The organism is Deltaproteobacteria bacterium (assembly GCA_019308995.1).
GTDB lineage: Bacteria > Desulfobacterota > Desulfarculia > Adiutricales > JAFDHD01 > JAFDHD01.
In genome coordinates, this window is record JAFDHD010000053.1 from 1 (window position 1) to 22,196 (window position 22,196).

General features: G+C 53.1%; 22 protein-coding genes. 15 read left to right on the top strand and 7 right to left on the bottom strand.

Translation table 11 applies throughout. The features are described 5' to 3' along the window. Nucleotides 1-146 precede the first annotated feature (146 nt). The 4 genes from prfB to JRI95_10130 form a co-directional block, all read right to left on the bottom strand. Nucleotides 147-1,250, bottom strand: coding sequence for a peptide chain release factor 2 (gene prfB, locus JRI95_10115; GenBank protein ID MBW2061900.1), 1,104 nt, complete (start codon nucleotides 1,248-1,250; stop codon nucleotides 147-149). 17 nt (nucleotides 1,251-1,267) lie between these two features. Continuing rightward, on the bottom strand, nucleotides 1,268-2,890 hold the full coding sequence (gene lnt, locus JRI95_10120; protein ID MBW2061901.1) for an apolipoprotein N-acyltransferase: 1,623 nt from the start codon (nucleotides 2,888-2,890) through the stop codon (nucleotides 1,268-1,270). Between the two features lie 3 nt (nucleotides 2,891-2,893). Further along, nucleotides 2,894-3,604, bottom strand: coding sequence for an HlyC/CorC family transporter (locus JRI95_10125; protein ID MBW2061902.1), 711 nt, complete (start codon nucleotides 3,602-3,604; stop codon nucleotides 2,894-2,896). Nucleotides 3,605-3,808: 204 nt separating this feature from the next. Beyond that, on the bottom strand, nucleotides 3,809-5,683 hold the full coding sequence (locus tag JRI95_10130) for a sigma 54-interacting transcriptional regulator (GenBank protein ID MBW2061903.1): 1,875 nt from the start codon (nucleotides 5,681-5,683) through the stop codon (nucleotides 3,809-3,811). A 369-nt stretch (nucleotides 5,684-6,052) separates the two neighbouring features. Here JRI95_10130 and JRI95_10135 point away from each other — a divergent pair, with 369 nt between their 5' ends. Together JRI95_10135 and JRI95_10140 are read left to right on the top strand one after the other, a co-directional pair. Beyond that, nucleotides 6,053-7,417 carry a DUF1015 domain-containing protein gene (locus JRI95_10135; protein MBW2061904.1) on the top strand — a complete coding sequence of 455 codons (1,365 nt, stop codon included), beginning with the start codon at nucleotides 6,053-6,055 and terminating at the stop codon, nucleotides 7,415-7,417. A 12-nt stretch (nucleotides 7,418-7,429) separates the two neighbouring features. Further along, a complete protein-coding gene (locus JRI95_10140) occupies nucleotides 7,430-8,197 on the top strand; it encodes a methyltransferase (GenBank protein MBW2061905.1) in 768 nt (255 codons plus the stop codon). On the opposite strand, the gene JRI95_10145 is transcribed toward JRI95_10140, so the two are convergent. The 3 genes from JRI95_10145 to JRI95_10155 all read right to left on the bottom strand — a co-directional run bounded on the left by JRI95_10145 (nucleotide 8,180) and on the right by JRI95_10155 (nucleotide 9,626). Continuing rightward, nucleotides 8,180-8,509, bottom strand: coding sequence for a DUF721 domain-containing protein (locus tag JRI95_10145; GenBank protein ID MBW2061906.1), 330 nt, complete (start codon nucleotides 8,507-8,509; stop codon nucleotides 8,180-8,182). The genes JRI95_10140 and JRI95_10145 overlap by 18 nt on opposite strands. A 71-nt stretch (nucleotides 8,510-8,580) precedes the next feature. Beyond that, nucleotides 8,581-8,814 (bottom strand): hypothetical protein, encoded by a 234-nt coding sequence (locus JRI95_10150; protein ID MBW2061907.1) that lies wholly within the window; start codon nucleotides 8,812-8,814, stop codon nucleotides 8,581-8,583. A 68-nt stretch (nucleotides 8,815-8,882) separates the two neighbouring features. Beyond that, nucleotides 8,883-9,626: a 4Fe-4S binding protein gene (locus JRI95_10155; GenBank protein MBW2061908.1), complete on the bottom strand. Its 744-nt coding sequence runs from the start codon at nucleotides 9,624-9,626 to the stop codon at nucleotides 8,883-8,885. 474 nt (nucleotides 9,627-10,100) lie between these two features. Here JRI95_10155 and rpsB point away from each other — a divergent pair, with 474 nt between their 5' ends. The 13 genes from rpsB to JRI95_10220 all read left to right on the top strand — a co-directional run bounded on the left by rpsB (nucleotide 10,101) and on the right by JRI95_10220 (nucleotide 22,158). After that, nucleotides 10,101-10,967 (top strand): 30S ribosomal protein S2, encoded by an 867-nt coding sequence (gene rpsB, locus JRI95_10160; protein ID MBW2061909.1) that lies wholly within the window; start codon nucleotides 10,101-10,103, stop codon nucleotides 10,965-10,967. 54 nt (nucleotides 10,968-11,021) lie between these two features. Continuing rightward, a complete protein-coding gene (gene tsf / locus JRI95_10165; GenBank protein ID MBW2061910.1) occupies nucleotides 11,022-11,639 on the top strand; it encodes a translation elongation factor Ts in 618 nt (205 codons plus the stop codon). An 18-nt stretch (nucleotides 11,640-11,657) separates the two neighbouring features. Then, entirely contained in the window at nucleotides 11,658-12,383 is a 726-nt protein-coding gene (locus JRI95_10170) for a UMP kinase (GenBank protein MBW2061911.1), read from the top strand. 11 nt (nucleotides 12,384-12,394) lie between these two features. Continuing rightward, nucleotides 12,395-12,952 (top strand): ribosome recycling factor, encoded by a 558-nt coding sequence (gene frr, locus JRI95_10175; protein MBW2061912.1) that lies wholly within the window; start codon nucleotides 12,395-12,397, stop codon nucleotides 12,950-12,952. A 113-nt stretch (nucleotides 12,953-13,065) separates the two neighbouring features. After that, nucleotides 13,066-13,812, top strand: coding sequence for an isoprenyl transferase (locus JRI95_10180; protein MBW2061913.1), 747 nt, complete (start codon nucleotides 13,066-13,068; stop codon nucleotides 13,810-13,812). Between the two features lie 3 nt (nucleotides 13,813-13,815). Then, complete coding sequence (locus JRI95_10185) at nucleotides 13,816-14,640, top strand: phosphatidate cytidylyltransferase (protein MBW2061914.1); 825 nt, start codon at nucleotides 13,816-13,818, stop codon at nucleotides 14,638-14,640. Nucleotides 14,641-14,643: 3 nt separating this feature from the next. After that, on the top strand, nucleotides 14,644-15,828 hold the full coding sequence (locus JRI95_10190) for a 1-deoxy-D-xylulose-5-phosphate reductoisomerase (GenBank protein MBW2061915.1): 1,185 nt from the start codon (nucleotides 14,644-14,646) through the stop codon (nucleotides 15,826-15,828). Beyond that, nucleotides 15,828-16,916 (top strand): RIP metalloprotease RseP, encoded by a 1,089-nt coding sequence (rseP, locus tag JRI95_10195; protein MBW2061916.1) that lies wholly within the window; start codon nucleotides 15,828-15,830, stop codon nucleotides 16,914-16,916. The genes JRI95_10190 and rseP overlap by 1 nt, the downstream gene beginning before the upstream one ends. A 48-nt stretch (nucleotides 16,917-16,964) precedes the next feature. Next, entirely contained in the window at nucleotides 16,965-17,663 is a 699-nt protein-coding gene (gene tsaB, locus JRI95_10200; GenBank protein MBW2061917.1) for a tRNA (adenosine(37)-N6)-threonylcarbamoyltransferase complex dimerization subunit type 1 TsaB, read from the top strand. Nucleotides 17,664-17,831: 168 nt separating this feature from the next. Then, nucleotides 17,832-19,064 carry a M20 family metallo-hydrolase gene (locus JRI95_10205; GenBank protein MBW2061918.1) on the top strand — a complete coding sequence of 411 codons (1,233 nt, stop codon included), beginning with the start codon at nucleotides 17,832-17,834 and terminating at the stop codon, nucleotides 19,062-19,064. Between the two features lie 134 nt (nucleotides 19,065-19,198). Beyond that, on the top strand, nucleotides 19,199-19,741 hold the full coding sequence (locus JRI95_10210) for a nitroreductase family protein (GenBank protein ID MBW2061919.1): 543 nt from the start codon (nucleotides 19,199-19,201) through the stop codon (nucleotides 19,739-19,741). Next, nucleotides 19,742-21,913 (top strand): aldehyde:ferredoxin oxidoreductase, encoded by a 2,172-nt coding sequence (locus JRI95_10215; protein ID MBW2061920.1) that lies wholly within the window; start codon nucleotides 19,742-19,744, stop codon nucleotides 21,911-21,913. Next, nucleotides 21,910-22,158, top strand: a complete 249-nt coding sequence (locus JRI95_10220) for a MoaD/ThiS family protein (protein ID MBW2061921.1) — start codon at nucleotides 21,910-21,912, stop codon at nucleotides 22,156-22,158. Before JRI95_10215 ends, JRI95_10220 begins: the two co-directional genes overlap by 4 nt. The last annotated feature ends 38 nt before the right edge of the window (nucleotides 22,159-22,196 follow it).

A 22,196-nucleotide genomic window follows, 5' to 3' on the forward strand; every position in this document is an offset into this window, starting at 1 on the left:
ATTATTTAACTTAAATAAGTTAAATTCATTTCGACCATTCGAAATGAAACGATTGACAATTGCTATTTGACGCTTATCCTGAACTGAATTACCTCATTCCCGGACAGGCACTAGCTAACTCCTTATTGAAATAAAAATATTTTCATTTATTTTCCTGCTTTTCTGTTGTTTCCCGCCTTCTGATCAGGTTTCTCAATCAGCCCGGCCTGCTGGAGGAGGTAGGCCTGGGTGAACGCTTCCAGGTCACCGTCAAGCACGGCGTCAACATTGCCTATTTCGACCGAGGTGCGGTGATCCTTGATCAGGCGGTAGGGGTGGAGGATGTATGACCTGATCTGACTCCCCCAGGCGATCTCCTTCATCTCCTGATGTTTCTCCGCCAGTTCCTTGGCCTTTTTTTCTTCTTCAAGCTCATAGAGCCTGGCTTTAAGAATCTTCATGGCCAGCTCCCGGTTGCGGTGCTGGGACTTCTCATCCTGACACTGCACCACTATCCCGCTAGGCAGGTGCGTGATACGCACGGCTGAACTGGTCTTGTTTACATGCTGCCCACCAGCGCCGCTGGCCCGGAAGGTATCAACGCGCAGGTCTTTTTCGTTGAGGTCAATCACGATACTCTCATCAACCTCCGGCGTCACATAGACACTGGCAAACGAGGTGTGTCTGCGGCTGCTGGCGTCAAAAGGCGAGATACGAACCAGGCGGTGAATACCGATCTCGGATCGGAGAAGACCGTAGGCATACTTTCCGCTCACCGTAAAGGTCACGTTCTTGATCCCGGCCTCGTCTCCTTCCATGGAGTCCACGATCCTGGCCTTGAAGCCCTGGCGATCAACCCAGCGCAAATACATGCGCAGCAGCATCTCAACCCAGTCCTGAGCCTCTGTGCCTCCGGCGCCGGCATTGATGTCAACGATGGCGCTGTTCAGATCGTGGGGACCGGAAAGTATCCGCTCGATCTCGAACTTGTTCAAAGCCTCGTCCAGATCCGCGGTCTTTTTAAGAACCTCCTTGCCCGTCTGTTCGTCATTCTCCTCGAGAGCCAGATCGAGCAGGACTTCGGCCTCTTCCAACTCGCTCTCCAGGGAAATCAGGACTTCGGAGCGGGCGGCCAGCAAGTTCCGCTCTCGGGTCACCTCCCGCGCCGTCCCCGGGTCATCCCAGAACCCGGGCTTGCTCATCATCTGATCCAAAGCAGCCAGACGCTCATTTAAGCTGGACAGGTCAAAGATGACCTCGCAAGACAAAATAGCGTTCCTGAACTTCCTTAAACCTCGTTTTCAGATCCGCAAGCATCTCTCCTTCTCCTTATGATTCCAGCCGCAATGACGATAATGGCCACCACCAGGCAGACCTGAGGAATGAGATCGCCAATGGCCGTATAAACAGTTTTTTCACTCAAGCGCGGGACCAAGCCCGAAACTACACCTTGCTCAAAAGAGCCCAGCCTGGCCTTAATCTCACCTGTGGGCCAGATAATGGCGCTTATGCCGGTATTGGCCGCCCGGATCATGGGGCGACGGTTCTCCACGGCCCGCAAGGCAGACTGGTGCAGAAGCTGATGCGGAGCCGAAGTACGGCCAAACCAGGCGTCATTGGTCGGGTTAACCAGGAAATCGGCCCCTTTCACAACCTGGTCTCTGACCAGGCCTGAAAAAAGAGACTCGTAGCAGATTAAAACACCGATCCGTTCTTCTCCAAACTCAATCAAGCGACTTTTTTCTCCACCGAAGTAATCTCCGACAGCTTGAGTAATCTTGCCCAAAAATGGAAAGAATCGCTTCAAAGGCACAAACTCACCGTAAGGAACCAGGCGCACCTTGTCATAGTAACCCTTAACTTCGCCGTGCCGGTCAACCAGATAGACCCGATTGTAGTACTTCTCGTCATCTCCGTATTCTTCATAAGCTGGCGAACCAAAAAGTAATGGCTTCCCGACCCGCTTAACCAGAGCCTTTAGCCAGGTCGTTCCCCCCTGCTCCTTCAGAAAGAAAAACGGCGTCGCGGCCTCGGGCCAGATGATTAACCAGGGGTTTTCCTCGGCCGCGCGCAGGGTGAGGTCCTGGTAAGTCTTCAAGATACTGACCCGATAGACCGGGTCCCATTTATGCAACTGGTCAATATTTCCCTGGGCTATGGCCACCTTATGGCTTGGAGCCGCTGCGATCAAATCCTTGACCACAGCCAGTCGAAAATGGCCGTAACCCCATAGTCCGCACAAGGCGATTAAAATAACGGCCCCCCGGATCAGAACGGCTTTTAAATCTCCTGCCTGCCACCGAAGGACCAAGGCAAAAAGGCTCAAGTTGACCGCAACGACAATGAAAGTCAACCCGCCCGTACCAACTATATCGGAAAACTGTACCAAAGACAAGGAGGCCATCAATGCCGCTCCTAAGGGTTCCCAGGGAAGACCGCTTAGAAATATCCCTTTCAGGTATTCCAGGCCGGTATAAATGACCGCACCCGCCAGCACCCATGACAAGCCGCCAGGGGCCGCTTTAAGACCTTTTTCACACAGCGAGAGGCCCAGCATAAAAAGAGCTGGATAAAGAGAGATATAACCCACGAGCAGAAAAAAAACAGGCAGCGCCACCACTAGATGTAAGCCGCCGTAAAAGGTCAGAACTTTAACCAGCCAGTAAAGCAGGGTCCCGGCGTGGACCAGACCGGTCAGATAGCCGAAACCGAAGGCAGACTTGAGCTCTCGGCCCTGGCAGGCAAAAAGCAAAGGTATCAGCCCCACAAAAATCAAGGGCCAAAGGCTGGGTCGCGGGAAAGCAAGGGAAAGCAAAACTCCAGAGGAGATGGCCAGAAAATAAAACACCAGATCGTGCGATCGGCCCCGCGCTGAACCGAGCGCGCGGCTGAAGGTTGAAAGGCCTGGCATTGATCAGGAATTCCCGGAATTTAATATATCGGTATGATCAAGGCACTTGATCTCGACCTGACTGATTTTGCGTTCATCGCCCGAACGGATGGTCATAAGCAGATCTTGGAACTCGATCTGCTCCTTCACTTCAGGGACCTTGCCCAACAAATCAATAATAAACCCGCCCACGGAGTCATAGTTTCCTTCTGGAAGTTCGATGTTCAGAAACTCTGATAGCTCCTCGAGGTGGAGACGGGCGTCAACAAGGACGGTATCATTGCTGAGGCGAATAATCCTTTGATCCTCAGTGTCATACTCATCTTGAATTTCACCAACGATTTCCTCAATGATGTCTTCAAGAGTGATAAGACCGGCGGTGCCTCCATATTCATCCAGAACAACAGCCATGTGGGTCTTTCGGGTTCGAAATTCTGCCAGGAGTTCTCCTATTTTTTTAACCTCAGGGATAAAGTAAGGCTGCCGCAGGAGGTTCTTGGACAAAGCCTCATCCGGTGGAGACCCCCAGCGGTCCAGAAGGTTCTTAACATGAAGAATACCCACAATATGGTCAATATCCTTTTGATAAACTGGCAGGCGGGAGTGTCCGTGCTGGCGAGATAACTGGATGACTTCGCTTAGAGTGGCGTCTTGAGAAGCTGCTACCACATCGGTGCGAGGGATCATGATCTCCCTGACTATGGTGTCACCGAAATCAAAGATACTCTGGATCATCTCGCCTTCCTTTGAGGTGATCACACCTTTTTCAGCGCCTTCGTCAATGAGCTCCTGAACGTCCTCCTCAAATTTAGTAGCGGCGCGATTCGGATCACGACGCCCAAAAAGGGTTTTAATCTTAGCGATTAATCGGTGTGATGGGCCTTCGTCCAATCGAAATCAACCTCCTTTCAGCCGGTATCAGCGGCGCTAGAGTAATAATTAGGTCGTGGTTTGTATGACCACGGTCTGCTCCAAAGAGACACCATAACGCCGGATTTTTTCCTCGAGTTCTGCTGGTTTTAACCCGAGAATCTCAGCGGCCTGTTCCGTTTGCCCGTCAGTCTTGGCCAGAGCTTTACGAATCAGGTCCTTTTCCACCTCAATCACCGAGTCAGGAGACCTCTCTCCGACTCCGGCTTTAAAGGCCTGGGCGGCCAGCCGCAGCTCCAGAGGAAGATCTTCAACCATAATCCGGTTTCCCTGATGAAACATCGTGACGCGCTCGATCACGTTTTTCAATTCACCCGCGTTTCCAGGCCAGTAGTAAGCTCGCAGACAATCAGCCGCTGCCGGGTCCATCTCTGGAGACGGGTGCCCCTCGGTTCTGGCCACCTCGGCCAGAAAATGTTTGGCCAGAAGGATCACGTCTTCACCCAGCTCCCTTAAAGGGTAGGTCGCCAGTATGACTTCAGAGATCCGATCATAAAGGTCTGCCCGGAATTGATTTTTTTCAACCAGGGTTTTCAGGTCTGCGGTGCTGGAGGTGATGGCCCTGAAGTTGATCGGCCGCGGCCGTGTGGAACCGACACGATAAACAATGCCTTCCTCAATGGTCCGAAGCAAATAGGCCTGATCTGATAATGGCAAGTGATTGATATTGTGAAGAAAGACAGTACCACCCTCAGCCTCTTCCAGAAGCCCCGGCCAGTCATCTTCACCAGCCGTCCCGGCCTCCTGACCGAATAACTCACGGCTAATACTGTTCGGCGGAATCGAGGCGCAGTTGATGTAGACAAATGGATATTTTTTACGGGGGCTTAAGGAATGAATCAGCTTGGCCAGGACTTCCTTGCCTGTACCTGCCTCACCCTCGACCAGGATTCTGTCATCCGTCTGCGCCACCTGAGCCGTCATGGCCCGCAACGCCTTGACCTGCTCGTGTTCACCAATGAGATGGATTCGCTCGCTAGCAGCCTCTTCCTCCTGAGCCGCTCGACGATTCAAGTCACGAATAAGCATTGCATTGACGATAGCCGGGCTGGCCAGGGCAGCCAGAGCGGTTAAAAAATTGAGGTCCTTTTCAGAATATTCACGGGTCTGACTTTCAATGTAAATCAGCCCCGGCGGCCCTTCCTTGATCTTAAGGGGAACAGTCAGGGACCGCAGAGGCTTATCATGCAGGATGCGGTTTCCGCCCCTGAAATCCAGTTCAGTCACCACGGTGGGCCAGATGACAGATTTACCCTTTTTAAGGACTCGATTGACCAGGGGCTGTGGCAGGACTATTTGTTGATCCTGGGGCTGAATTACCAGAGCGGTCAAATGATTCCAGTCCGCGCCTTCAGGCCAAAGCACGGCCACTCGATTGGCCTCGAAAAGCTTATCCAGGACATAAACAAGCTGCCTGACGACCCCAAACATCTTGGTGGTCTTGGCCAGGGCCGCGGCCACCTTGAATAAAGCGGCCATGGCTTTTCGATCCAATAAAGCCAGATTGGGTTCCCCGGTTCCTTCGATGAGACCTTCTGGATTCTCGTCAACCTCACCCACGAGGAACACCACGCCTCTTTTACCGACCGCCACATCCAGATCAGGGTCGAAAAGAAAGAGCTCGTCCCCGAGCCTGATTTCATCGTTTCTTTTAAGGAGCGTGGATTCTTGAATCCGAACCCCGTTGTGGAAGGTCCCGTTTGAGCTGTTTAAATCCTTGAGGCGGTATCCGTCCCCGCCTTTTTCAATCTCAGAATGAAACCGTGAGACGGCGCGACCAAAGATGATAAGGTCACATTCAGGTGATCGGCCCAGGACGGCCCGCTCCTTAATCTCAAAACGGAAACCCAGTCTATCTTCACGAGAAGCGAAAAGAAAAGGCATACGTTAAATCAGAGGCAATAATAAAGATGTGATGAAAAATATTTTTAACTCCAGGGATACGATCCATTCCCCTATTATGTTAATTTGCCATAAAAGTTAACTTCTGTCAATAACATTACTTATAACTGTAACTTGCCAGGATTAACGCTGGCGGCGATCATGACTTCAAATCAACTAATGCGGCTAAAAATCAGTGGCACTTTTAGGACAAGATCATCGTGAGGGTTAAACAAGGCTGTTATTGGTTCGCCTTCAGTCAAAGACAAGGCCGCCGGTATTATACGGCCGTCAAAAAAATATTGCCCTTGACTGAATCGGGCTGAATATGGTAGCGACAACTAGCCGACTCGCAGGCTTAAAGGGATAAAAATGGCTGTAATCGCCCCGTTAAAGGGCATTGTTTACAATACTTCAACAGCAGGCAATCTCAGGGACCTGGTTGGGCCTCCTTACGATGTTGTAACCCCGAAGGAGCAAACCGCCTTTCACCAGGCGCATAAAAATAATGTGATGCACCTTATCCTTGGGGCTGGTCATCCTGATGACCAGAGCCCGTATGACTGGCACCAGCGCGCCGCCGCGACATTTAATCAGTGGCTCAAAGACGAAATCCTCATCCGGCAGGAACAGCCGGCTATTTATTATAAGGAATTAGATTTCACTGACCCGATGACCGGGCAGCGAAAGACGCGCCACGGGTTCGTAACCCTGCTCAAGCTAGAGGATTTCAATGAAAAGGCCAGGGTGCGGCCACATGAACGCACTTTTTCCTCCACCAAGGCCGAACGACTTGATCTCATGCTGAATGTGAATGCTAATTTAAGTCAAATCTTTGCGGTCTATTCGGATGAAGAGCGTGAGTCACCCCGGATATTTAAATCACAAATCGAGCGGGAGCCTGTGTTCGATTTCATGGACCCTGAGGGCCGCGGGCACCGGGTGTGGCCCATCACCGACCTGTCCGTCATTCAGACCTTGAGCAAATTCATGCTGGATAAAACCGTCTACATCGCAGACGGGCACCACCGATACGAAACCGCTCTTAACTACCGACGCATTAAAGCGGAGAGGGGAGTCAAATTCAGCCCACAGTCATCGCTTAACTACACCATGGTATATTTGTGCGCTATTTCCGACCCCGGACTGGCCATTCTCCCGGCTCACAGATTGATCAGCAACACCCTGAGTCTCTCCAAAAAAGAACTGGAAACTTCTCTGGAGCGTTTTTTTCACGTCCAAACCTTCTCTTATTCCCGGGTCGAAGAGCGTGCGACCCGGAGGGCCTTTTTACGCCAGCTTCAGAGGGAAGACCGTACCGGGAACGCCTTAGGCCTTTTCACTCATCTGGCTAAAACCTACTATCTTCTGAAACTCCGAAACGCGATCGCTAAAGAGACCTCTCTTGACGCATGGGCGCCGCCTCTAAGGAAGCTGGACACGGTGGTACTCACCGCCCTGGTACTCCAGGAAATTATAGGGCTTACAGAAAAAGGCCTTGATGATCCAAAGCGCATCACCTACACCAGCCGGGCCGGTGATGCCATCCGGCAAGTAAATGAAGGACAGGTCGAGATGGCCTGTATCCTCAACCCAACCCGCATCGAACATGTGCAGGCCGTGGCCGAGGCCGGTCTGATCATGCCTAGTAAATCAACTTACTTCTTCCCCAAGGTCATTACCGGCCTGATCTTCAACCTTCTCGATCCCTCTGAGGAGATCGAGGCGGCGCTTTAGGATCTTGAGCGGGTGCTGTCAGAGAATCAAAACTCCTCCGATCTGACTGCCGATACGATATACAAGGGAGCCTTAACCATCCTCCAGCCGCGGTCCGGCTACCGTTTTGCCTTTGACGCTCTTCTCCTGGCTGACTTCACACGGGTGAAGCCGGGGCAGCTGGCGGTGGACCTCGGTTCAGGGGTGGGGGTCGTGGCCCTGATCCTGGCCCGGCGGATGGCCCGCGGCCGGGTCCTGGCCGTTGAAATCCAGCCCCGACTGGCCGAGTGCGCCAGGTTGAATGTCAGGGCCAACCGCCTGGAGGCATTGGTCGAGGTCCTGGAACTGGACTGGTCGAAACTCACACCAGAACGAATTGGCGGGCCGGCCGCACACGTCATATGTAACCCCCCTTACCGGCGTCTTGGAACGGGCCGCATCAGTCCGGGCCAGGAGGAAGCCGCGGCGCGGCACGAATTGATAGGCAGTTTAGCCACTGCCGCCCGAGCAGCGGTCAGGCTGCTGGCGCCTGGCGGCCTTTTCACGGTCATTTACCCCGCCGCCAGGCTGGCGAGTCTTGCGGTTGAATTGCGTCAAATCGGCCTGGAGCCCAAACGACTGCGCCTGGTTTACAGCCGTCCCGGTGATAAGGCCCGCTTGGCCCTTATTGAAGCTCGTCTGGACGGAGGCGAGGAGATAGAGGTCTGCCCTCCATTGTATGTTTATCTGAAAGGAGATAAATATTCTGCCGAGATGGAAGCTATTCTTTCCGGGGAGGGGGTGTCAGGTCGGCGGATTTGATGATGCAGGCTCGACCCTGAAAATGATTTCCTGAACAAGCGGCGCTCCGACCGCCTTGTTTATCTTTTCGATAAATTCAGCCTTAGAGTAAGCCAGCCGGTCAATCCAGACCGAACTCTCCACGAAAACGGTCAGGCGTCCGCCCTGGATGGATTCGGGCCGGCAGCGAGCGGCAACGAATGACCCCACCGCCTCAGGCCAAACTTCAAACACCTTGCTCAATTCTCGGGCCAAACCCAGGAATCCGTGTTCCAGGGAAGAAGAAATGATCTGCCCGACCGGAGTCAGGTCGTCAGGCGAACGCCAAGGCATAAAAATAAAATAATCCTGTCTTTAGCTTCAGTCAGCCCCATGCCTGTTTTCTGGAATCAACCCGCTTTCAGCTAGCCTGAGGCCGGCCGGTTGAGCCCCAGACATTTATCTGCAAACTCACACCACTGGGCACAGCCCTGGCTGAGTTTCGGGTTGGGGAAAACATGCCCACACCCTGGACAGCGCCTCTGGGCATCGTCCTTCCAGAATTCTACCTGAGTATGACAATTCGGGCAAGTAATTTCAAAAATGTCGCCCGGCTTCCAGAACATCATATTCTGCCCGGGGCATTGTGTTTGAGACATCTTAACCTTCCTTTCATCCTGCTGGGATAAACTAAATCCTTCATGAAAAACGTTTGTATTACAGTTAGCTAGACCGCCAGCCTTTGTTCGTTCTCCCTGATCTCTTCCCCGCTAAAATCAAGCTTCACCGAATCCAGAGGAATGGATTTTCCGCTCCTGTTAAGGGCGCGCTGAACCAGATTGACCAGCCCTGAGCAGCAGGGGACCGTCATGTAAAGGATGGTAATCGCCTCCAGATTATTACTCCGAAAAATTTCCGCAAGCTTTTCTTCGTAAAAGGCCGCATCATCCAGCTTCGGACAGGCAATGATCAGGGTCCGGTCCTTGAGAAAGCTCTGGTGCAGGTTGGTCAGGGTAAAACCGGCGCAATCCGCGGCAATGAGAAGTTTAGCCCCTTCAAAATACGGCGCTTTGGTTGGAACCAGATGAAGCTGAATGGGCCAGTTGCCAAGGGCAGAGGCTGGAGCCGAACCGCTTGCCTGGTCTGCCGGAGCGAAATTCAGCTCGCGAGACATACTGCCAGGACAGCCGCAGGCAAGTTCTTCAGGATGAGACGCCATCTGTTCGGCCTTCTTTTGATCAAGATGAACCTCAACGGCTTTTTCATCAAACTCCCCGGCCTCTCTTTCAATAAGCTCGAGAGCGCCTTCGGGGCAGTTTAAACAGGCCCCCAACCCGTCACAATAGATATCGCTGACCAATTTAGCCTTGCCATCCACAATTTCCAGCGCACCCTCGGCACAGCTAATAACGCAGTCGCCACAGCCGGTACATTTCTCCTCGTTTATATGTATAATCTTTCTGACACTCATCGCCCCTTACCTCCTATCTCAGTTTTGAGTACATCATATCCGCAGAAGCGTTTAAAAACCTTGACTCAAATCAATTTTGCTCATTTTTTTTAAAGAAAAATTTTCTGGGTTCAAAGTCCTGGAAAGGACGAGGGCCTGTTGGCCCCCTTCAATATAAAACTTATTGTTTTTTAATGATAATTTCCATCAAGTCAGGCCCACCATCGTTTTATTCCGTCTTGAAGCGTCTTTCCGGAATATAAGCACTCAAACCAGGCAGGGCGAAAAAAGCAAAAAGAAAAAAACAATCAGGTGGATTAGTTAGGAAAATATAAAATCATGGGGGACATTTAAAGCTTGCCCTAGAAGGTATCCTGTGATAATTAATTTCGGTTAAATCACGTACGCTCCGGCTAGGCATGCGGTGCCCGGTGGTCGGGTTGAGTGTCGGTTACGGCCGGGGCGGAGAAATAACCGTAAAGGGAGCAATTTATTATGTCGCAAGTAACGATGAAGCAGCTTTTGGAGGCCGGGGTTCATTTCGGCCACCAAACCCGGCGTTGGAACCCGAAGATGAAACCTTATATCTTCGGGGCTCGAAACGGCATCTACATCATTGACCTTCAGAAAACGGTTCAGCTCTTTAAAACGGCCTACCACTTCGTCGTCGAAACCGTAAGCACCGGCCATTCCGTCCTTTTCGTGGGCACAAAAAAACAGGCGGCTGATTCGATTTATGAGGAAGCTATCCGGGCGGAGATGTACTATGTCAACCACCGATGGCTGGGTGGGATGCTGACTAATTTCCAGACGATCAAGAAAAGTATTGATCGGCTTAAGCATTTGGAAACGATGAAAGAAGACGGCTCTATAAATAACTTTCCCAAGAAAGAGATCCTCTCCATGGAGCGGATGATGGAGAAATTGAGAAGGAATCTGGGCGGCATTAAGGATATGGGGCAGCTGCCTGGAGCGCTTTTTGTCATTGATCCGCGACGGGAGAAGATCGCCGTTTCTGAAGCGCGGAGGCTGCAAATCCCGGTCGTGGCCGTGGTGGATTCTAATTGTGATCCAGATGAAATTGATTACGTGATCCCCGGTAATGATGACGCCATCAGGGCCATCCGACTGATGACCTCCCGGATTGCCGACGCCTGTGTTGAGGGTCGAGAGCGCTTCAATGAAAGAATGGCGGCCGAGGAGGAAGTCGAGGCTGAAGCTGAGGAGGGGGTCATGGAAGAGGCCGCGCCTGGACAGGCTTATGTTTCGGGACAGCCCAGAAGCAAGAGGGATATGGAGCCCGCCGTGCCTGAAGTAATCGTCGTGCACCAGAGTGAGGAAGAGAACCAGGAGTCAGAATAGACCATCATACGGCCCGAGACGCCGTCGGGTCTTTATATAAGAACTAAGGAGTCAATTGTGGAAATCACAGCAAGTATGGTCAAGGAACTCAGAAACAAGACCGGCACCGGGGTGATGGACTGCAAGGAAGCCCTGAAGGAATCCAATGGAGACATGGAAAAGGCCATGGATTTTCTGCGCCAGAAGGGTCTGGCCACCGCCCGAAAACGGGCCGGGCGGGCGACTCAAAACGGCCTGATCCATGCCTATATTCACAGTGGCGGTAGTCTCGGGGTGCTGGTCGAGGTCAACTGTGAAACCGATTTCGTGGCTAAAACCGACCAGTTCCAGGACTTCGTGCATAATCTAGCCATGCACGTGGCTGCGGTAAATCCCATCTGCATTGATCCGGAATCCCTGCCCGAAATCGTCCTGGCCAGGGAACGGGAAATATATAAAGCCCAGGCCCTGGATATGGGGAAACCGGAAAAGATACTGGATAAGATTGTGCAGGGTAAGCTAAAGAAGTTTTATACAGACGTCTGTCTTCTCAACCAGGCCTATGTTAAAGACCCTGATAAAACCATCCAGGATTTTCTCAATGAAACCATAGCCAGCCTCGGGGAGAACATCAACATCCGCCGGTTCATACGGTTTCAGCTGGGTGAGGCGCTGGAGGAAGCGAAGGAATAGCCCTATTTCGGGGGAGGCATGGACGCGGCCTTTAAATATTCTCGGGTACTCCTGAAGTTCAGCGGGGAAGCCTTACAGGGCCCTGATGGTTTTGGCATTGATCCTCAGGCGCTCATAAACATCACTGATCAAATAGTCGAGGTCTTGAACCTGGCCACTGACCTGGCGCTTGCGCTGGTCGTGGGCGGAGGCAACATCTTTCGTGGCGAACGCCTCGAAGAAACCGGTCTTAAACGTACGACCGGAGACTACATGGGCATGCTGGGCACCATTATAAACGCCTTGGCCATTCAGGAGTACCTGGAAGCGCAGGGCTTTGAAACAAGGGTCCTGTCTGCCTTGAAGGTTGAGGGAGTGGCTGAGGCATATATCCGCCGACGGGCCATCCGCCACCTGGAAAAAGGTCGGGTGGTCATCTTTGCCGGAGGCACCGGTAATCCATATTTCACAACAGACACGGCCGCTGTGCTCCGGGCGAACGAGATGGGGGCCGAGATCCTCCTCAAGGCTACCAAAGTAGACGGGATCTACGATTCTGATCCGGAAAAAAACCCTGACGCTAAATTTTATCCCAGGTTGACTTACATGGAGGTGATTGAAAAACGCCTGAAGGTCATGGACACGACGGCCATTTCACTGGCCATGGAGAACAATCTGCCCATTAATGTCTTTAATTTTTCCACCCGAGGCATTATAAGGCGCGTTTTATCCGGCGAATCGGTAGGAACCCTGGTCACCGGATGATGGAGGCTGATATGCTGGACGAGGTTTATGAGGAGCTAAAAGAGCGTATGGACAAGAGCCTGGTTGCCTTGGAGCGGGATTTTAAAAGGGTCCGCACTGGCCGCGCCTCGACCTCCCTGCTCGATGGAATCCGGATAGATTACTATGACACCCCCACCCCTCTGAACCAACTCGCTTCCTTATCAACTCCAGAAGCCAGACTGATCCTGATCCAGCCCTGGGACCCGCAGGTCTTGGGTGACATTGAGAAGGCGATCCTGAAATCCGAACTGGGCTTAAACCCGATGAACGACGGGAAGGTCTTGCGGATTGCCATCCCGCCTCTGACTGAGGAGCGACGTCGGGACCTGGTCAAGGTGGTCAGAAAGATAGCTGAGGAAAGCAAGGTAGCGCTTCGCAGTATCCGGCGTGACAGCAATGACATCATAAAGGACCTTAAAAAGGAAAAGGAGATCTCTGAGGACGAATCTTTCCGGGCCCTGGATGAAGTTCAGAAGATCACCGGTGATTTTATTAAGAAAATTGATGAGATGTCCCAGGTAAAGGAGAAGGAGGTTCTTGAATTTTGATGATATATTCTCTTCGAGCCACTTAAGGCTTTCCTCTGTTATTAATCAAAAATGGTGGTGGCTCTCAAGCCGCCACGTTTTTTTTCGTAAAAGGATGATATAATAGCGTCACAGTGCTAGACCTGGACGAACAGAAATTACCACGTCACGTGGCCGTCATCATGGATGGTAACGGCCGGTGGGCGCAAGCGCGCGGTTTAAGCCGGATTGAAGGGCATCGGGCCGGAGCGGAATCCGTGCGCGTGGTTACCGAAACCAGCCGTGAGCTGGGAATTCCGTTTCTAACCCTCTTTGCCTTTTCCGCAGAAAACTGGGAGCGGCCCAAGGCTGAAGTTGATGCCTTGATGAGGCTTCTGAACCGTTACCTGAAAAGAGAGCTGAATGAGATGCTGAAAAACGGCATCCGGCTCACCACCATCGGAGATTTGTCACGCCTGTCCCGGTCGCTTCGAAAGCTCCTTAATGAGATCATGGAAAAAACGGCCCGCAATAAGGATATGATCCTGTCTCTGGCCTTGAGCTACGGCGGCCGTCAGGACATTATCCAGGCCGTCAAGGCCATTGGCCGGGAATGCCGGGCCGGGACCCTGAAACCTGAGGAGGTGGCTGAAGATGTTTTCAGCAGTTTTTTAAATACGGCCGGTCTGCCCGATCCGGACCTGCTGATTCGAACCAGCGGTGAATACCGCATAAGCAACTTCCTGCTCTGGCAGCTCGCTTACACCGAATTCTACTTTACTCCCACCTTATGGCCTGATTTCAGGAAAGAAGAATACATTCAAATCCTGAAGGACTTTCAGCGACGGGAGCGGCGCTTCGGAAAGACGAAAGCCCAGACCGCTTCGTCAGGAGAAGTCTAATCCGTGGACGTTTCCTCACATGCAAGTCGGTGGTTGATCGCACTTATTCTGGTCCCTGTTCTGGGAGCGGTCATCTTTGCGGGACAGCCGATTGTCTTTGACCTTGCAGTTATTCTGGTCGGTATTCTGGCTCTCAGAGAATATTATGCCATGGTTCTTGGGTCCCCGGGATTAACACTCAGCTTCATCGGCGTCCTGGGCCTGGTTTTAATCATGATTGGAGCGGGATTGAATTTGCCTGGCTCTCACATTATTTCCCTCGTCGTAGCCCTCTGGCTGGGATTCTTCTATTTTCTTTTCCATCACAGCTCCATTCCGGAAATTGCGGCTCAGGTTGGTTTTTTCAGCCTGGGCCATGTCTATATCAGCCTGGTTTTGTCATTTCTTATCTGTCTTTATGCCTTGACCGACGGCTACCTCTGGATCACCTTCATCCTGCTTGTGACCTTTCTAGCCGATACCGCCGCTTATTACGTCGGACAAAGCCTAGGCCGTCGTCCTTTATATACATCCATCAGCCCGCATAAAACCCTTGAAGGCCTGCTGGCAGGGATCATCGGAGCCAGCCTGGTGGCCCTGGCGTCAGTTCTTATACTGCTGCCCGGGCGAATATTCTGGTACGAGGCGATCTTGCTGGGTATACTGATGGGATTCTGGGGGGCGATGGGTGATCTCTTCGAGTCCATGCTCAAACGGGCGGCCGGCGTCAAGGACAGCGGGGGACTCCTTCTCGGACATGGAGGGCTTCTGGACCGGGTTGACGCCCTGCTCTTCAATATTCCACTGGTTTATTTCTTTGTTGTCTTTCGAATTGGATCTGGGAACTGACGGATGAAACTAGGCGGGAAAAAGTTGGCCATTCTTGGATCAACAGGATCCATTGGCGTTAAGACCCTGGATATCGTTCGATTTCTCCCTCACCGCTTCGAAGTGGTTGCCTTGGCCGCCGGCCGGAACGTGGACTTGCTTGCGACTCAGATCGCTGCATTTAAGCCGCGGCTGGCCGCTGTTCTGGACGAGGGCCTGTCCGGGCGCTTGAGGCAGCTTCTGGACCCGGGTTTAAACGTTGAGGTGGTCTGGGGTGAGGAGGGGTACCTGAAAATCGCCTCAGCAGATGAGGCTGAGACCGTGGTTTCGGCCATGGTTGGGGCCGCCGGGTTGAGGCCGACCTGGACCGCGGTTCAGGCCGGAAAAAGAGTGGCCCTGGCCAACAAGGAAACACTGGTCATGGCCGGGGAGCTGATCATGTCCGAAGCCAGGGCCAGGGATGTTCAAATTCTTCCGATTGATAGTGAACATTCAGCCATCTTTCAGGTCTTGAGCGGACATAAGATCGAGGATGTCAAGCGCATTATTCTAACCGCCTCCGGGGGGCCTTTTCTCGAAAAAAACCGGCAGGAACTTGCTGAAGTCAGCCGCAAGGAAGCCCTGGCCCATCCTAAATGGAAGATGGGGGCGAAGATCAGCATTGATTCCGCCACCCTGATGAACAAGGGATTGGAGGCGATCGAGGCGCGGTGGCTCTTTAACTATCCCCTGGAACAGATTAGCATCCAGATTCATCCTCAAAGCGTGGTTCATTCCATGGTCGAGTTTGTGGACGGGTCAGTCCTGGCTCAGATGGGTTGTCCGGACATGCGGGTGCCTATCGCGTATGCTTTGTCCTGTCCAGAACGGCTGCCTCTTGACCTGCCTCGTCTTGACCTGCCTTCACTGCCCGATTTAAGCTTCAGCCAACCGGACCTCGAGGCCTTCCCCTGCCTGGCCCTGGCCCTGGAAGCTGGACGTCGAGGCGGCACGAGCCCAGTGATACTTAACGCCGCCAACGAAATCGCGGTTCATTCTTTTCTTAATGGTGGCCTGGATTTTTTGGACATCAGCCCGGTGGTGCGGCAGACTATGAATGAGGAACCAATAGAGCCCGTGCGCGATCTGGAACATGTCTTGGCGGTTGACCAGAAAACCCGAAAAAAGGCCAAAGATATCATCACGAAGACAAAGAGGGCTTCAGAATAATGATTTACATCGTCTCGACCATAATCGTCCTGGGTGTCCTTATCTTCGCCCATGAACTCGGACACTTCCTGGCGGCTAAAGCCCTGGGGGTACGGGTCGAGCGGTTCTCCCTCGGCTTTCCCCCTAAGATGATAGGCAGGAAGATCGGTGAGACCGAGTACCTCATCTCCTGGATTCCCCTGGGGGGATACGTCAGGATGTTTGGAGAAAACCCTGATGAAGAAGAGGAGATATCCCCTGAAGAGCAGGACCGGTCTTTTACACACAAACCACCCTGGGCTCGATTCCTGATTGTCTTTGCCGGTCCGGCTTTTAACTTTATCTTTGCAGTGATCGTCTTCTGCCTCGTCTTTTCCATCCAAGGCATACCCCATTTGAGCCCTTCTATCGGTGAAATCAATAAAGATATGCCTGCGGCAGAGGCCGGTATCAAGGCCGAAGATAAAATCCTGGCCATTGACGGTCAAGCGGTCAGGTACTGGGAAGACGTTTCCACCGGTATCAGGGCCGGGCAGGGAAGAGAGGTGGAGATCACCCTCCTGCGCGGGGATCAGACCATAACCGTCAGGGTTCGGCCCAAGATGGTGATGGTACAGAATATCTTTGGTGAGGAGAGTCAGGCGCCTCAGATCGGGATCATTGCCCGGGGGGACATGGTCATCGAGTCGGTCAATCCTGTTGTGGCCTTATACTACGGCGTCATCAGGACCTGGGACGTCACCAAACTTACGGTGCTTTCAGTCATCAAACTGATCCAACGGAAAATCCCCTTAAAGACCGTGGGCGGACCGATTTTTATCGCGCAGATCGCCGGTCAGCAGGCCAAGGCCGGTGTGCTGAACCTCATTATCATGATGGCGGTGCTCAGCGTCAATCTGGGGATCATCAACCTTTTCCCCATCCCGATCCTTGACGGCGGCCACCTGTTCTTTTGCATCATGGAGATGATCTTCCGCCGACCTGTGAACCTCAGGACCCGGGAAATTGCCCAGCAGGCAGGCATTATCCTGCTTGTCCTCTTCATGGTTATCATCTTTTATAATGATCTGGACCGCATCTTCGGGTTGTCCCGTATCTTTTCCAAATAGCACCGGGGACGCTTACCACGACCGCGTGGAATCATGATTGCTTTAGCCATGGAAACTTCGACCGCGGTGGGAAGTGTGGCCCTGGTTGATGAGAATAAAACCCTGGCTGAATTAATTGTGGCTGAGGGCCTGACACACTCGCGAACCCTGCTGCCATCTGTGGAGCGGCTGCTGAGCGAGACAGGAATGAGCGTCTCCGATCTGGACCTGATCGCCGTGACCGTCGGTCCGGGCAGCTTCACCGGCTTGAGGATCGGGCTCTCCGCGGCCAAGGGGCTGGCCTGGGCGGCTCAAAAGCCTCTGGTCGGCGTTCCGAGTCTGGACACCCTGGCTCGAAATCTGACTCCCGGCCCTCGCCAGTTCTGCCCCATGATAGACGCGCGTAAAGGAGAGGTTTACGCGGCCCTGTATAAATTCAGCTCTGGCGATACCATTCAGCGTTTAACCGAGTTCGGGGCCTTTAAGCCCGAGAGACTGGCCGAGTTGATCAAGGAAGAAACCGCCTTTTTCGGAGACGCGGCCCGGACCTGGGGCCGGGTTCTGTCTGATACCCTGGGACCGCTTTACATTCGAGCCCCTCAGGAACTGGATTATCCCCGCGCTGCAATTACCGCGCGCCTGGGCATGGCTCTTTTCGCCGAGGGGGTTGAGTCAGACCCGGCCTTAATCGTTCCTCTCTATATCCGTCCATCTGAGGCCGAACTATCCTGGGCAGCGCGGCAGAAAAGGCTTGAGTGTGCTATTTAAAGGGTTATATATCGTGTAAATTAGGAGGAAGTCTGCCAATTATGGTTCGCCGGGCGGGGATAAACCTTGCCCCTACATTTGCGTGGTGCGCCAGGGGAATGTCGAGGCGGGGTTTACCTCTGCCTTAAAACCAGACTCAAACCCAAGCCTGAAGGAGGATATCTTATTATGACCGATCAGTGGGACCGCGTCACAGCGCGCATAGAAACTTACGCTGAAGAGATGGTTCAATTTCAATCCGAAATGGTGGCCTGCCCGGCCATTGGGCCGGATAACGGCGGTGAAGGCGAGGCAGCCAAGGCTGAGGTGATAAAGGAGTGGCTGGTCCGGCTCAATCCTGATGAGACTTTAGAACTGAATGCGCCGGACGACAGGGTCCCCGGGGGCCAGCGGCCTAATATCATCGGCCTTTTCAAGGGCCAGAGCGACACTACGGTCTGGGTCCTGTCGCACACGGATATCGTACCGGTCGGGGAGAGATCTTTATGGGATTCAGACCCCTTTGTCCTGCGCCGCGAAGGCGACCGTCTCATTGGCCGCGGGGTCGAAGACAACCAGCAAGGCCTGGTTGCGTCTTACTTCGGCATGAAAGCCTTGAAGGACGAAGGCGTCCTTCCGCCCCTGTCCGTGGGGTTGATCTTCGTGGCGGATGAGGAGACCGGTTCATCTTACGGCTTGAGGCATGTCCTCCGCACCAGGGCTGATTTATTTTCTGAGAAGGATTTGATCATCGTGCCAGACGCGGGCGCGCCGGACGGGACCATGATCGAGGTCTCGGAAAAACACATCCTGGCGCTTAAATTCATTGTCAGCGGTATCCAGTGTCATGCCAGCATGCCCCGCCCCGGGGCCAACACTTTGCGCGCCTCGGCCAGGATGATTACGGCGGTGGATGAGGCCCTGCACGCGGCCTTCAATGATTCGAATGAGCTTTTCGCCCCACCCGTCAGCACCTTTGAGCCTACCAAGAAGGAGGCCAACGTGCTCAACGTGAACACCATTCCGGGCGAAGACGTTTTTTATTTTGACTCCAGGATTCTGCCTCATTACGACCTGGGCGAGATTGAGTCCAAGGCCCGGGAGGCGGCCGAGCAGGCGGCGGTTGAAAGCGGGGTCAGGGTTCAGTTAGAGGCTTTCAAGGGACCTGCCCCAGAACCGACGCCGACCGACGCCTCGGTGGTTCAGGCGCTTAAGCGGGCCGTGGCCGTTGTTCACGATCGCGAGGCCAGGCCCATGGGCATCGGCGGTAGAACAGTCGCGGGCTTTTTCCGGCAGAAGGGACTTCCGGCCGCGGTCTGGTCAACCGCAGAAGGCACGGCTCACGCCCCGAACGAAAGCTGCCTTCTTTCAAACCTGCTGGCCGACGCCAAGGTATTTGCTCACGTATATCTCGGGCTTTAATCTCACATTAATATAAACCTTTTGAAAATTGACTAAAAACAGGAGTTCTGTTAAGTTGCATTCTTGTGTATCAACTTGGTTTCCGCTTAGATGCGGGTACTTGTTAACTACCCATCAATCTTGAAGGAAAATCAATGGCAGATTTTATGGACATTGTTAAAGGCAGGCGAAGCATAAGAAAATACGATGAAAAGGAAATCCCGGCAGAACATCTGAATGAGGTTCTGGAAGCGGTCCGCTGGGCGCCTTCCTGGGCCAACACTCAATGCTGGGAAATCGTGATCGTGCGCGATCAAAGCGTCAAAGAAGCTTTACGGGCCACCCTGGGAAAAGGTAATCCCGCGGCAAAAGCAATGATTGACGCCCCGGTGGTCATAGCACTTTGCGGGAAACTTGAGTCCTCAGGATACTACAAGAGCCAATCCATAACCAAGCTTGGAGACTGGTTCATGTTCGATCTTGGAATCGCTACTCAAAACCTGTGTTTAGCCGCGCACAACCTGGGTTTGGGCACGGTGATTGTGGGTTTCTTTAATTTTGATAAGGCGGCAGAGGTCTTAGGCGTACCCCAGGGCTATGAACTGGTGGCCTTCATCCCGATGGGTTACGCGGCCAAAGATTCACCAGCCCCCAAGCGCCGCGAAATCAGCGAATTTACACATCACGATAAATTTTAGGTGAACTTAAAGATAAAAATATTAGAATCAATAAAATATGAAGCCGCGCCCATTAAAGGCGGTTATACAGACAGGATTCTTGAGCTTGATTTAAGCTCCAGAAAGATTTCTATTATGGAGCTGGCCCCTGAGTTCAAACAGAAATACATCGGCGGCCGCGGCTACGCCCTGAAACTGATCTGGGACGGGACAACCAGGGAAACTCGTTACAACAGCCCGGAAAACATCCTGGTCATGGCCAGCGGACCGTTGGGCAACGAGCCCAGGTTTCCAGGCTCAGGCAAGTTCATCGTGGGGACCATCTCTCCCCTGACCGAAACCTTTATAGATTCGAATATCGGGGGGCATTTTGGGCCGCTGCTCAAGATGTGCGGCTTTGACGCCCTGGCTGTTAAAGGAATCTCCAGTCAGGATGTAATCCTGATACTAGATGCTGATGCAGGGACTATCAGTCTCGCCGAAGCCCCTGTTTTTGGCACAGAGATTGACCGGGGCGGCCTGACCTATGGCGACGCAGTTCTCAAAAACGTGAATGGCGGTGAGCTCGACGAAAATCTCGCCGCGGTAACCACAGGCATGGGCGCTCTCAATGCAAGATTTGGCATCATAAACAGCCTCTTTTTTGATAAACGGCGAGGCCGTATCCGGAGCAAACAGGCCGGCCGCGGGGGAACGGGCACGGTGATGCGGGTTAAAGGCTTAAGGGCCGTGATCGTCCGTTCCAGCCGCGCCCGTGTCCAGGCCAATAATCCCGTTGATAAGGCAGGGGTCCGGCAGGCCGGAGCGAATCTAAAAAAGGTGCTGAGCCAGGAAGACCCCAAGCAGCTCCGTCTCAGCGCATGGGGCACCCCTGTCCTGGTAGAGTATATGAATAAATTTCACTGCCTGCCCGTACACAATTATCAGTATGGTCAGCATCCAGAGGCGGCCTCGGTTTTTGCGGATGTCTTCCTTGATCGCTACTTCAACCAGAAGGTTCCGGACGGCTGCTACCTCGGCTGTAATCTGGCCTGCGCCAAAGGAGCGGAGGACATCACCCTGACGCGGGGGCCGATGGCCGGTCAAAAGATCAGCGTTGACGGACCGGAATATGAGACCCTGGGGGCTGTTACCTGCATGGGCATCTTCGATCCGCACTTTGTCATGGAGTATAACTGGTATTGCGATGAGTACGGCCTGGATACCATATCCATGGGGGTGAGCGCTTCGTTTCTCATGGAGTGTTTTCAGCGGGGCTACCTCTCTCAGGAAGACACTGGATATGACCTGTCCTGGGGCAACACCCAGGCCGCAGACCGGCTGCTTCATGAAACAGCCGGAGGCACAGGCCTGGGTAAATTGTGCGGTCAGGGCATCCACCGGGCCAAGGCCTGGGTCGCCAAGAAATATTCAGCCAGAACAGGCGCATCCTTTGATGAAACCATGGCCGAATTGAACAAGTTTGGCATGGAAGTCAAGGGCCTTGAGTTTTCCATGTACGGCACCAAAGAATCCCTGGCCCAGCAGGGAGGATACGGATTCTCCCTCAAAGGGCCTCAGCACGATGAGGCCTGGCTCATCTTTATTGATCAGGTTCATAACGAGATACCCTCGTTTGAAATGAAGGCCAGGGCCTTGAAGTGGTTTCCCTTGATCCGCACCTGGTTCAACGCCGTGGGGCTCTGTAAGCTGCCTTTTATTGACGTGCGCCACCCAGAAGCGGCCCAGACCGATAACCCCTCTCAGAATCAGCCGTCCCTGAACTACTATGTAAAATATTTCAACGCGACCACGGGTTCCGAGAAAAGCCTTCAGGACATCCTTGATGATTCCGAGCGGCTGCAAGTTCTGCAAAAAATGATCAATTTGCGTCAAGGCAAAGGAACCAGGGCCTTCGACCAGATACCTCTGCGAGCTATGGGGCCGGCGTTCTTTAATGAATATGAATCCAGGGCTGATCATTACGATGCCTGGCTCAAGGAGCAGCTGGAAGCTGGCGACGGCTTTCCGGTCTCCCCTAAGGAAAGACACCAGGCAGTCCTGAAATACAGGCAGGCGGCTTATCAAAGGCTTTGTGATGAGGTATACCCGGCCAAAGGTTATTCCCCTGATGCGGTGCCGCTCCGGGACACCCTGGAGAAATTTGACCTGCTTGATGAAAAATCCGAGGCCTTGTTAAAAAGGTTTGAGTGATGTTTGCCTCGGTTTGCTTTCTTGGGCTGCAGCGCACTTTAGCCAGGACGGATCGGATGCAGGTCCCCTTGTCAGAAGAGACGCGAGTGGCTGATGTGCTGGCTTATGTCAAGGCGTCTTACCCGGAGCTGCCCTTTCCTGAAAATGCCTTTCTGGTAACCGTCAACAATAAGGTTGCAACCATGGAAATGATCCTGAGAGGCAACGATGAGGTCTCATTCCTGCCTTTTATCGGCGGAGGATGATGCATTCAGCTAGAGCCATTAAATGGTGGGGGACATAA